This is a genomic window from Pseudoalteromonas sp. CF6-2, assembly GCF_021729425.1.
Lineage (GTDB): Bacteria > Pseudomonadota > Gammaproteobacteria > Enterobacterales > Alteromonadaceae > Pseudoalteromonas > Pseudoalteromonas arabiensis.
Window position 1 is genome coordinate 1,600,686 of sequence record NZ_CP091442.1, and the last position, 12,661, is coordinate 1,613,346.

Below are 12,661 nucleotides of genomic sequence, written 5' to 3' on the forward strand. Positions count from 1 at the left end.
TGTCTAAAATAGCAACAAAAATTGTTTAATTATTCAGTCAATATCGAAAAGTTTCGATTAAAAGCTTGTAACAATTGGTGTTTGTAGATATACCTATAAATATTCGTGCTCTAATGTTAATAAATCATACTTATTTAGATAATGTGATGGATATACATTTATAGGAGCAAAAAACTTTAAAATTCTTGGTCAGAAATAGGCAGCTATGGGAAAATCACTTGTAATTGTAGAGTCTCCAGCAAAGGCTAAAACAATTAATAAATACTTAGGTAATGATTTTATCGTTAAGTCCAGTGTTGGGCATGTACGTGATCTACCGACTTCAGGTTCAGGCAAAGCAAAAACGGCAGCAACAAAAACACCTGCTGAAGTTCGCAAAATGTCACCAGAAGACAAAGCTGCCTATAAAAAGCAACGCGATTATAAGAACTTGGTTGCCCGCATGGGAATCGACCCTGAAAAGGGTTGGGAACCACACTACGAAGTGCTACCAGGCAAAGAAAAGGTCGTTCAAGAATTAAAAAAACTGGCAGAGAACGCTGACCAAATTTATCTCGCAACCGATTTGGATAGAGAGGGGGAAGCCATTGCGTGGCACCTCGAGCAAATTATTGGTGGTGAGCCAGAAAAATACAAGCGTGTTGTTTTTAACGAAATTACCAAGAATGCAATTCAACAAGCTTTCGAAACACCGGGTGAACTTAACACTGACATGGTGTATGCACAACAAGCTCGCCGTTTCTTAGACCGTGTTGTTGGTTTTATGGTTTCGCCACTACTTTGGGCGAAAGTAGCCCGAGGGTTATCAGCTGGTCGCGTGCAATCTGTTGCAGTTCGATTACTGGTTGAACGTGAGCGCGAAATCAAAGCCTTCGTACCTGAAGAGTTCTGGGATATTCATGCTGATGTCAAAAATACCGAATCAGCATTACGATTAGAAGTTACAAAACACGCTGATAAAGCATTTAAGCCCGTTAATGAAGAGCAGGCGATGTCTGCTGTTAGTGAACTTGAAAAAGCTGACTACAAAGTCATTAGCGTTGAAGAAAAGCCAAGTAAGAGTAAACCGAGCGCACCGTTTATTACTTCAACCATGCAACAGGCTGCCAGTACACGCTTAGGTTATGGTGTTAAGAAGACCATGATGTTGGCACAGCGTCTTTATGAAGCGGGTCACATTACCTATATGCGTACCGATTCAACTAACTTGTCAAAAGATGCAGTTGAAATGTGTCGTGATTACGTTTCAGAGCAATTTGGTGATAAATACTTACCAAAGGCACCTATCAGTTATAGCTCAAAGGGCAATGCACAAGAAGCGCACGAAGCAATTCGTCCTTCAAGTGTAACGGTGCTGTCTGGACATTTAGATGGTGTTGAAGCAGACGCTAAAAAGCTGTACGAGTTAATCTGGCGTCAATTTGTGGCATGTCAAATGGTGCCTGCAGAGTACGATTTAACAACTCTGACAGTGGCTGCTGGTGATTATCAATTGAAAGCGAAAGGTCGTGTACTTCGCTTTGACGGTTGGACAAAAGTTCAGCCTGCTGTGCGCAAGAAAAATGAAGAAGATCAATCCTTACCTGCGGTGAAAGAGGGTGAAGTTCTCACTCTTGTTGAGCTTGATCCTAAACAGCATTTCACTAAACCACCAGCTCGCTTTAGCGAAGCAAGTTTAGTTAAAGAACTTGAAAAGCGTGGTATTGGTCGCCCATCAACATACGCATCCATTATCTCAACGATTCAAGACCGTGGTTACGTACGTGTTGAAAACCGTCGTTTCTTTGCCGAGAAAATGGGAGAGATTGTTACTGACCGCTTAGTAGAGAACTTTGAAGATCTCATGAATTTCGACTTCACCGCTAAAATGGAGGGTCGATTAGATGATATTGCTGAAGGCGAACGTGTTTGGACACAGGTGCTTGATAAATTCTACGCGGACTTTTCTAAGCAGTTAGAAATAGCCTCTGGAGATGAAGAGCAAGGCGGAATGCGCCAAAACCAGATGGTTGAAACAGATATTGATTGCCCAACATGTGGCCGTAAGATGGGTATTCGTACTGCATCAACGGGTGTGTTCTTGGGCTGTACAGGTTACAACCTACCACCGAAAGAACGTTGTACAACAACCATGAATTTGGTGCCAGGCGATGAAGCGATTGCTGCTGATGTAGAAGATGTTGAAACAGAAACATTAATGCAAATGAAGCGTTGTCCTATTTGTGAAACGGCGATGGATTCATACTTAATTGATGAAACACGCAAGTTGCATGTGTGTGGTAACAACCCTGCGTGTAAGGGTTATATTGTTGAGCAAGGCACCTTTAAAATTAAAGGTTACGACGGCCCAATTATCGAATGTGATAAATGTGGTTCAGACATGCAGTTAAAGTCAGGTCGTTTTGGTAAATACTTCGGCTGTAGTAACGAAGAGTGTAAGAATACGCGTAAGTTACTTAAAAATGGCGAAGCCGCGCCACCAAAAGAAGATCCGGTTCATTTACCTGAGCTTGAATGTGAAAAGTCAGAAGCTTATTTTGTCCTAAGGGACGGCGCATCCGGTATTTTCTTAGCTGCAAATACTTTTCCGAAATCACGGGAAACGCGAGCGCCAAAAGTTGAAGAGCTTAAGCGTTTTAAAGATCGTATTTCAGAGAAGTTTTATTATTTAGCTGAAGCACCGACGCAAGACCCTGATGGTAACCTTGCTGTAGTACGTTACAGTCGTAAAAACAAAGAGCAGTATGTTATGAGTGAAGTCGACGGTAAAGCCACAGGCTGGACAGCACACTACCAAAATGGCAAATGGGTAGAAGAGTGCAAAAAGAAAGCTCCCGCGAAGAAAAAAGCGGCCAGCAAAGCTAAAAAGTAACGTGTCTTTTTATATTAATTCGCTTAATTAAGTGAATTAATATTAGTAAAATAAAAAACCGGAGTGCACCTCTTTGTGTCAGCTCCGGTTTTTTTAATCTGAATTATAAACGCTAGATTTGTACGTCGTTTACTTTTTTGTAGCCTTCAGCTTCAAGCTCATCATTCACGCATTTTAAAACGTAAGGTTTAAGCTCGTCATTGCTGATGTCATCATCTTTAGCCCAGTTTAAACACATTTCAGTGTATTCTTTGATCATTTCAGCTGATGCTTCAGGTGCTTCGTTAGCGATTGCATTTGATGCAGACATAGTCAATACCGGCGCCAAAATCAGTGCTAGCAATGCTTTTTTCATTTAATTATTCCTAATCAACAAAATTAATTATTACTGGCTTATCACACAGTAATGGTGCGCAATGTGTAACCCACTTTGCTTGAATGAAGTTATAAACTAAATTTCTAAAAAAGATAACGAAATTTTTTTATCGTAAAGATAAACAAGAAACAACCAATATTTTTGGCTGCAATACTAGCTATACGCCCCTAATTCCACGTATTATCTTCCTAATTTTAAAAGGAAAGTGAATCTAGTTATGTCTGAGCAAGTGACAAATTCAAAAGTAAAGAAAGTACCGACCAAGGTAGAGCAAGTTGTTGAGAGTTTTATTTTTCGGTCGCGTTGGTTATTAGCGCCGTTCTTTATTGGCTTATTAGTCGCTGTTGTTTTGTTACTACTGAAGTTCTTTAAATATTTGTACAGCATGGCCTTAAATACGTTTACTGCCTCAAATCAAGAGTTGCTAGTTGGTATTTTAACCTTAGTAGACACTGCTTTATTAGCAGGGTTGCTACTTATTATCATCTTCAGTGGTTATGAAAACTTTGTTTCAAAGTTGAATATCGAAAACCATGAAGACCGCCCTGTGTGGATGGGCAAAGTTGGTTTCTCTGGCCTGAAAATGAAATTGATTAGTGCTATCGTGGCCATATCCGCTGTTGAGCTCTTAAAGGTGTTTATCAGCTCGAATAATCACTCCACTGATGAACTACTTTGGAAAGTATTAATTCACGTCACATTTGTGGTCTCTGGGGTGTTATTTGCTTTAACGGATTATATTAACAGTAAGACGATGAATCATTGATAGCGCTACAATCATGAAAAAGCCCTGCAATTGCAGGGCTTGGCTTTAACAACTGATGTTTAATTCAGGGTTGCATAAAAGCAACCGAACCCGGGCAGAGTGACTTTATTATTGTTTAATTCAGCTGTGTGATGAGAGAGCTCAGTATGCTGTGAAGATATAGTATCTGCGATAACAAGCTCGCTACTTTGTGCACCTAAGTTGAATGCACAAAGTATTTTAACGCCGTCCAAAGCACGATAGAAAGCAAGTACAGGTTCTTCTGTATTAATAAATTCAATATCACCTTCTAATAGTACGTTTTTATCTTTACGCCATGCCATAAATTCACGGTAAGCGTTTAAAATCGAATCTTTATCTTGGTCTTGTGTACTTACCGCTGCGACCTTATGGGCATCGCCCACTGGCAACCATGGTTTTGTTGTAGAAAAGCCTGCTTGTTCTGCATCACTTGCATCCCATGGCATAGGCGTACGACAGCCATCGCGACCTTTAAAGTTTGGCCAGAATGTAATGCCATATGGGTCTTGTAAGTCTTCAAACGCGACTTCGGCTTCACCCAAACCTAGCTCTTCACCTTGATACATACATACGCTACCACGTAACGAAGCAAGTAGGGCAGTTAACATTTTACATTGCTGTGGCTCAATTTTTTCACCTTGACTCCAGCGACTAGCGACACGCTCTACGTCATGGTTGCTAAATGCCCAACAAGGCCAGCCTTCTGTCATGCGTTGCTCTAACGTGTTAACGGTTGTGCGAATATATTCTGCGCTGTAGTCATTAGTTAGTAGCTCAAAACTATAGCCCATATGCAGCTTGTCACCGCCTGATGTGTATTCAGCCATGGTTGCTAATGAGTCTTCAGATGAAATCTCACCTAATGCAACAGTACCTGGGTATTTATTCAAAAGGGCACGAATGTCTTGCATAAAGCTCAGGTTTTCGGGTTGCGTATTGTTGTAATAGTGATACTGAAACGCATACGGGTTGTCTTCGCTAAAACCACGGCCTTGACGTTTTTCAGGTGGCTTTGCAGGGTTATCACGTAATTGAGCGTCGTGGTAACAGAAGTTTATGGCATCTAAACGGAAGCCATCAACGCCTTTTTTCAGCCAAAACTCAACATTGTCTAATACCGCTTTGCGTACTTCAGGATTATGGAAGTTTAGATCTGGCTGCTCAGCAAAAAAGTTATGCAAGTAATATTGGCCACGGCGAGGCTCCCACTGCCATGCAGGACCACCAAAGATTGATAACCAGTTATTTGGTTGTGTACCATCAGGCTTTGCATCCGCCCAAACATACCAATCAGATTTGTCGTTAGTCTTATCTTCACGGCTATCAAGAAACCATTGATGTTGATCTGATGTATGGCTTAATACTTGATCAATAATAATTTTAATATCACGTTGGTGTGCTTGTGCAATTAACTCATCAAAGTCATCGAGGTTACCAAAGATAGGGTCTATGTCACGGTAGTCACTGATGTCGTAACCAAAATCTTTCATTGGTGATTTAAAAAAAGGTGAGACCCAAATTGCATCCACGCCAAGGCTCTTAATGTAATCGATACGATCAATGATGCCTTTGATATCGCCAATGCCATCGCCATTAGTGTCTTGGAAGCTACGCGGATAAACTTGGTAAATAACCGCACCTTTATACCACTGCTTTTGAGTCATGTTTTTCTCCATCGTGACATTCAGTGTCTGTAAACTGAGAGGTAACCTCACAAGGATTACCAGAATGTCAAAAGCATACGTGAAGGGGGGTAGGCTGTAAAAACTCTGCATACGTATGCACGTTAAATTAACGTTTTAACTAAGCATAATTTATTAACGCTAGTCGTGTGTGTTGAATTAATTTTTAATGTGAAATTCTTTACCAATTTTTTACTGTCCTAAAAAACACAACTAAAAATCCACTGTGGTGCATAAAATAGCTGGCTTGTCACAAAGTGGTGCAACAAGTTTTTTGGTATGACCAATTAACATTCGCTGTGTTGAATTAGAAGTAATAATTTTTCTATCCTCTTTGATCACTAGTAAGTATTAGCTTTTACAGTCAGGTCCCAGTTTGGGTGCTTAAAGTAAGACAATTTTGTTTCATTCACATTTCCTTACTTGGCTTTGAAAATAAATAAATAATAATCAGCAACTTAACTATTTCACCTGTAAAATATTTGTTAAATTTAAATTGCATGAACTAGGCTGAATACGTATGCATAAATTTGTTAAGAAAATAAGCTGAGCGTTAATATTCATCTCGACAACAAAATCAGTCAGCGAATAACAGCTTTTCTGAAACAGATAACTGCATCACGTTGGCATTACAATTTGGGTAATGGGAAAACATTATGTCTATGTTCAAACCAAGTATATTAACTCTGGCTCTTACAGCCGCAGGTTTAAATAGTTTTGTAGCGTATGCTGCTGAAGAAGACCAAAAAGCAAAAAATGATAACGTTGAGGTTATCGAAGTAAAAGGTTTTCGTGGCAGTGTTGTAGAGTCTATTAATACGAAACGCTTCACACCTGAAGTCGTTGAGTCAATCTCAGCAGAAGATATCGGTAAATTACCTGATTCATCAATCGCTGAATCGATCGCGCGTCTTCCTGGTTTAACAGCCCAGCGTCTAGATGGACGTGCAAGTCGGGTTAGTGTTCGTGGTTTTAGCGAAAACGAAAGTGCCACAACTTTCAATGGTCGTGAACAGGTGTCAATTGGTGACAACCGTGGCGTTGAATTTGACCTTTACCCATCAGAAATCATGAGCGGTGTAACTGTATATAAAACACCGAGTGCAGGTATTGAAGCCGAAGGTATTGCTGGCGTAATTGACATGCAAACTGTAAAACCTTTAAGCAAAGGTGAGCAAGTTATCATGTTCAATGGTCAATATGAGCAAACAGGCTTTGATAAATTAAACCCAGACGGCGACGATAAAGGGTTTCGTGGCACAATTTCTTATATCGATCAGTTTGCTGATGACACCATCGGCGTTGCATTTGCCTACAATACGATGAGCTCTCCAAATCAAGAGAAGCGTTGGAACTCATGGGGCTACCCAGAATTTACCGGCGAAGATGGTAATACCTATTCTATCTTAGGTGGCGCTAAGCCGTTTGTACGCTCATCGACACTTGAACGTGATACAGCCATGTTCGTGTTAGAAGCAGCACCGAATGACCGTTTAAATATGACATTCGATGCTTTGTATGTGGATTTTTCAGATGAAAAAATCCTACGTGGTATCGAAGTTCCATTTGCATGGGGTCAAGGTTCAATCGACCCTAGTTCAGCCGTTGTTGATGCAGACTCAGGTTTTATAACCAGTGCTGTTACACAAGGTCAACGTGTTGTAGTGCGTAATGACTATGAAGAGCGTAATGCAGAGCTAACTCAATTTGGTTTTAACACTAAGTACGATATCAGTGATGACTGGTCAGTAGAGTTTGACGCTAGTCGCTCTGAAGTTGAACGTCAAATCTGGAGTATCGAAAGCTACTCAGGTACAGGTCGTGGCGATGCAAATGGCATTGCAGATGATATTGGTTATGTATTTGACGGTGGTAACACAGGGGCACAATTCAGCCATAACCTTGATTACAGTGATTATGATTTAATTCAACTAGGTGGTCCATTATCCTGGGGTGCAAGTGCTGCTCTGAATGATAAATATGGTTTAACTGGTACTGAATACGAGAATACCGCACAAGATGGCTTTATCAATGCGCCAGAAATCAATGATGAACTAAGCACATTGAAGCTTGCTGCAAGCAAAGTCCTTGATAACGCTTATATCAGCCGCGTGTCATTCGGTGTGTCATATCGTGACCGTGAGAAGAGTAAACTGTCTGAAGGTTACTTCATGACGTTAAAAGACTTCTCACTTTCAAACCCTGGTATGTTATCAATCCCAGAGCAATACCGCTTAGGTACGGCGAGCCTTGATTTCATTGGTATGGGCAATATGGTTGCTTATGATACCAATGCTTTAGTGAATGATGGCTACTACAGCTTACTTCAAGAAAGCTTAACTGATTCAAAGCACAAGACACAATCGTGGACAGTACAAGAAGAAGTGACAGCGTTCTTTGCTCAAGCAGACATTAATGCAGAGCTAGGTTCAATCCCAGTAACAGGTAACATTGGTGTTCGCTATGTTAAAACTGAACAGTCTTCACAAGGCTTCGCTGCTAACACAGTTGACGGTCTAGTCGTTGTATCTCCAACAGATGTAAGTCACGATTACAGCCATTTCTTACCAAGCTTAAACTTATCATTTGCAATCGATGAAGAGCAAACCGTACGTTTCGGCGCAGCGAAAACAATTTCTCGTGCCCGCTTAGACGAAATGAACTCATCAGTTAATGCATCTTATAATCAACAACCAGATGAAAACGGTAATTACTGGAGTGTATCAGGTGGTAACCCTGAGCTGGAGCCTAAAGAAGCAACTGGCTTTGACTTAAGCTACGAAAACTACTTCCATGAAGAAGGTTATTTTGCCGCTGCATTTTTCTATAAAGATATTACGCAGTGGATCTTTGATGGTACTTACGAAATTGATATGAGCGGTGTTGCTGACCCATCAACAGGTGAGATTCCAGCAACTTCAACAGGTACTGGTTCTGGTAAAGTAAATGGTGGCTCTGGTGACCTTTGGGGTTATGAGCTTTCATTAACACTGCCGTTCACCATGTTTAGTGATTCACTTGATGGCTTTGGTTTAATCGCAAGTCACACAGGTGTTGAGCAAGATATTACAGACCAAAACGGTAATGAGTATGAGCTACCTGGTTTATCTGACCAAATCGATAGCTTAACAGTGTACTTTGAGCGTAACGGTTTCCAAGCGCGTACTAGCATGCGTAAGCGCAGCGATTTTAAAGGTGATGTATACGGTTTAGGTTTTGCGACTACACAAGTTGATATTAAAGGCGAAACAATTTGGGATGCGCAAATTGGTTACGACTTTAGTGAAGGCGGCGTAGAGAGCCTTGACGGTTTATCTGTAACATTCCAAGTTCAGAACATCACTGAAGAGCCGTTTACATCACTACAAGGTGATAACTCACTACAAGTGCGTGATTACCAAGACTACGGTCGTACATTCCTGTTAGGCTTCAGCTACAAGCTGTAATAAGCTAATGTAGTGATAGAAATTGCCCTTGTGATTTGTTTTACAAGGGCTTTTTTGTATCAGTGAGCTACACTCAATAAATTGAAATTGGTGTTAGGTGTACTATGGGTTCAAAAAAGATAACGAAGGTTGTAATTGCCGGTGGTGGTACTGCAGGATGGATCACTGCCGCATTACTCAATAAAGTACTGGGTAAAGTGCTCGAAATTACACTTGTTGAGTCAGCTGAAATTGGCACCGTTGGGGTAGGTGAAGCAAGTATTCCGCCTATTTTACATCTTAATGGTGCACTTGGCATTTCAGAAAAAGAATTTATAGAGGCCACTGGCGCAACGATTAAGCTCGGTATCGAGTTTGAGAATTGGCGCAGCCAAGGTCACGGCTATATGCACGCCTTTGGTGAGATAGGTAAAGATTTTCCGTTTTGTGAGTTTTATCATTTTTGGTTAAAAGCACATCACGCTAATAATGTACCTGATTTTTGGGATTTTTCACTTAATTATCAAGCTGCCAAAGCTCATAAATTTGCCCACCTTAAACATATTCCTAACACCCAGTTAGCGGGCTTACACTATGCTTACCATTTTGATGCCACTCGATATGGCGAATTCTTAAAAGAATTAGCGCAATCACAGGGCGTTAAACGCATTGAAGGCAAAATTGAATCGGTTAATCAATGCCATGAAAGCGGACTTATTCGCTCTTTGCAGCTTAAAAATGGCGAGCAAATAGATGGCGATTTATTTATTGATTGCACAGGCCTTCGCGCTTTATTGATAGAACAGACACTAAATACTGGTTTTGAAGATTGGTCGCACTGGTTGCCTTGCGATAGTGCTGTTGCAGTACAAAGTGAATCAGCAACGGATGCAATTCCTTATACACGCTCGATTGCAAAAGACTCAGGCTGGCAATGGCAAATTCCATTACAGCATCGTGTAGGCAACGGCCTTGTATATTCTTCTCGTTTCTTATCAGACGAAGCGGCAAAACAACAGCTGTTGGACAACTTACCTGCAAAACAACTCACAGAGCCGCGATTTATTAAATTTAAAACAGGGCGGCGCTTAAAACAGTGGCATAAAAATGTGGTATCGATTGGCTTATCGAGCGGTTTTTTAGAGCCATTAGAATCGACCAGTATTCATTTAATTCAAAGTGCAGCGATTCGTTTAATTAAATTTTTTCCTCATCAAGGTATTAAGCAATGCCTTGTGGATGAATTTAATCAACAAAGTAAAACAGAATTTGAGCGAATTCGTGACTTTATCATTCTTCATTACAAACTAACTGAGCGTGATGACACTGCATTTTGGCGTTTTTGTAAAAATATGGATATTCCAAGCAGTCTTAAAAAGAAAATTGAGCTATTTAAAACCAGCGGCAAGCTCGTAAGAGAAGACGATGAATTATTTGCCGAAGTGGCATGGCAGCAAGTGATGATAGGGCAAGGACTCATTGCAGAGGATCATCACCCATTGGCTGATGCATTATCCGATGAGCAATTAAATGAGCTATTTAGTAGTTTAAAAACCTTGATTAATAGTGCCGTTGAGCAACTGCCGAGCCACCGTCAATTTTTAGAAAAAGTACAAAATTAATTATGAAAAAAACACAGATATTTTTAGCGTTAACCACCGCATTCACGCTTTTCAACTCGACTGCAAGTTATGCAATTACCGCATCACCAGAAAATTGGTGGGTAGGGATGCAAAACAACTCACTGCAAGTCATGCTTTACGATAACAATATTGCTAACAAAACCTGGCAAATGATGCCTTATAAAGGCGTTGAGTTTAAAGGGGTGACAACAACAAATAACCCTAACTACGCTTTTTTAGATTTAAACATCAGCGATAATACAAAGCCGGGAAAACTGACTTTTAAAGCTGAAGATGGCACAACGTTTACTTACCCATTAAATGCTCGAGATAAGCAAAGTGCCAACCGCGATGGCTTTACAAACAAAGATACGCTGTATTTAATCAATCCTGATCGCTTTGTAAATGGTGACCCAAGTAACGACAGCGTTGCAGGTATGCAGGAGGCTGCAAATCCGAGCTTCAAAGGAGGTCGTCATGGCGGTGATATTCAAGGTGTTATTAATAGCCTAGATTATCTTGAGGACTTAGGTGTAACGCAACTTTGGTTAACACCTGTGCTTGAAAATGACATGCCAAGTTATTCTTATCATGGTTATGCCATTACTGACTTCTACAAGGTTGATCCGCGTATGGGCAGTAATGCACTTTACAAAACCTTATCCGCAGAAGCGAAAGAGCATGGCATCGGCTTAGTGATGGACATGGTACTTAACCACTTTGGTTCATCGCATCAGTGGATGGTTGATATGCCAACAGCAGATTGGGTTAACTTTGATGGCAAGTTTGAAAACGGTAAAAATGCCACAAGCCACGCCAGACAAACAATTCAAGACCCTCATGCCAGCCAATACGATAAACGTCAATTTAATGATGGGTGGTTTGTTGAGTCGATGCCTGATTTAAATCAGCGCCAGCCGCTACTCTCTACTTATTTGATTCAAAATGCCATATGGTGGATTGAATATGCCAATTTAAGCGGCATTCGTGTTGATACCTATTCATACTCAGATAAAGCTTTTTTAGCTGATTGGACTCACGCGATTATGAGTGAGTATCCGAACTTTAATATTGTTGGCGAAGAGTGGACAACCAACCCAGCAATTGCTTCTTATTGGCAGCGCGGCAAAGTCAATCAAGATGGCTATACCTCTGATTTACCAAGTGTGATGGATTTTTCATTACAAGAAGCACTGATCCAAGCACTTAATGAAGAGGAAAGTTGGAATACAGGTTGGATAAAAGTGTATCAATCGCTAGCGAATGACTTTTTATATGCAGATACCGATAACATTTTAGTGTTTGCAGATAACCATGACATGAGTCGTGTTTACACTGAGCTTGGGCAAGACTTAGCAAAAACGAAATTGGCCATGACGCTACTGTTAACAACTCGCGGTATTCCACAAATTTATTACGGCACTGAGCTGTTGCTTGATAACACGCCAAGTAATGATCACGGTGATATTCGTATTGACTTCCCAGGTGGCTTTAAAGGTCAAAAAGCAAATGCTTTCACAGGCAAAGGGCTTTCAGCTGATCAGCAAGAGATGTTAAGTACCATTAAAAAACTGCTTAAGCTGCGCCAGGAAAAACCAGCGCTAAGTGAAGGTCGTTTAATGCATTTTTCACCAAAGCAAGGCGTTTACAGCTATGTGAGAGAGCACAATGGCCAATCTGTATTGGTAATTTTAAACAAAAACCAACAAGCCATTGATTGGGACTTAAGCTACATGCAAGAAGTGCTAAAAGGCACTAACAAAGGGCGCGATTTAATCAGCGAAAAGCGCGTTGATCTTGCTACGCCAATCCGCTTAAAAGCGATGCAAGCACGCTTAATCGAGCTTGAATAATTGCAACTAATAGGCTGAATACGTATGCATTTACTGTCCGTATG

7 protein-coding genes are annotated in these 12,661 nt (G+C 40.7%); 5 read left to right on the forward strand and 2 right to left on the reverse strand.

The window, feature by feature from the left end:
* Positions 1 to 205: 205 nt before the first annotated feature.
* Positions 206 to 2,872 (forward strand): type I DNA topoisomerase, encoded by a 2,667-nt coding sequence (topA, locus tag L3Q70_RS07445; RefSeq protein ID WP_237115150.1) that lies wholly within the window; start codon positions 206 to 208, stop codon positions 2,870 to 2,872.
* 112 nt (positions 2,873 to 2,984) lie between these two features.
* Here the strand turns inward: topA and L3Q70_RS07450 are convergent, their stop codons facing one another.
* On the reverse strand, positions 2,985 to 3,227 hold the full coding sequence (locus tag L3Q70_RS07450) for a hypothetical protein (RefSeq protein ID WP_062568918.1): 243 nt from the start codon (positions 3,225 to 3,227) through the stop codon (positions 2,985 to 2,987).
* A gap of 238 nt (positions 3,228 to 3,465) precedes the next feature.
* Between L3Q70_RS07450 and L3Q70_RS07455 the strand changes: the two genes are divergently transcribed.
* Positions 3,466 to 4,014 carry a TIGR00645 family protein gene (locus tag L3Q70_RS07455; RefSeq protein ID WP_062568919.1) on the forward strand — a complete coding sequence of 183 codons (549 nt, stop codon included), beginning with the start codon at positions 3,466 to 3,468 and terminating at the stop codon, positions 4,012 to 4,014.
* A 59-nt stretch (positions 4,015 to 4,073) separates the two neighbouring features.
* Here L3Q70_RS07455 and L3Q70_RS07460 read toward each other — a convergent pair whose 3' ends face one another.
* The gene (locus L3Q70_RS07460) at positions 4,074 to 5,699 is read right to left on the reverse strand and encodes an alpha-glucosidase (RefSeq protein ID WP_237115151.1); all 1,626 of its coding nucleotides are present in this window, start codon (positions 5,697 to 5,699) and stop codon (positions 4,074 to 4,076) included.
* Positions 5,700 to 6,373: 674 nt separating this feature from the next.
* Here L3Q70_RS07460 and L3Q70_RS07465 point away from each other — a divergent pair.
* The 3 genes from L3Q70_RS07465 (at position 6,374) to L3Q70_RS07475 (ending at position 12,617) form a co-directional block, all read left to right on the forward strand.
* Positions 6,374 to 9,163 carry a TonB-dependent receptor gene (locus L3Q70_RS07465; protein WP_062568921.1) on the forward strand — a complete coding sequence of 930 codons (2,790 nt, stop codon included), beginning with the start codon at positions 6,374 to 6,376 and terminating at the stop codon, positions 9,161 to 9,163.
* 104 nt (positions 9,164 to 9,267) lie between these two features.
* The gene (locus tag L3Q70_RS07470) at positions 9,268 to 10,764 is read left to right on the forward strand and encodes a tryptophan halogenase family protein (protein WP_237115152.1); all 1,497 of its coding nucleotides are present in this window, start codon (positions 9,268 to 9,270) and stop codon (positions 10,762 to 10,764) included.
* 2 nt (positions 10,765 to 10,766) lie between these two features.
* Positions 10,767 to 12,617, forward strand: coding sequence for a glycoside hydrolase family 13 protein (locus L3Q70_RS07475; protein ID WP_237115153.1), 1,851 nt, complete (start codon positions 10,767 to 10,769; stop codon positions 12,615 to 12,617).
* Positions 12,618 to 12,661 lie beyond the last annotated feature (44 nt).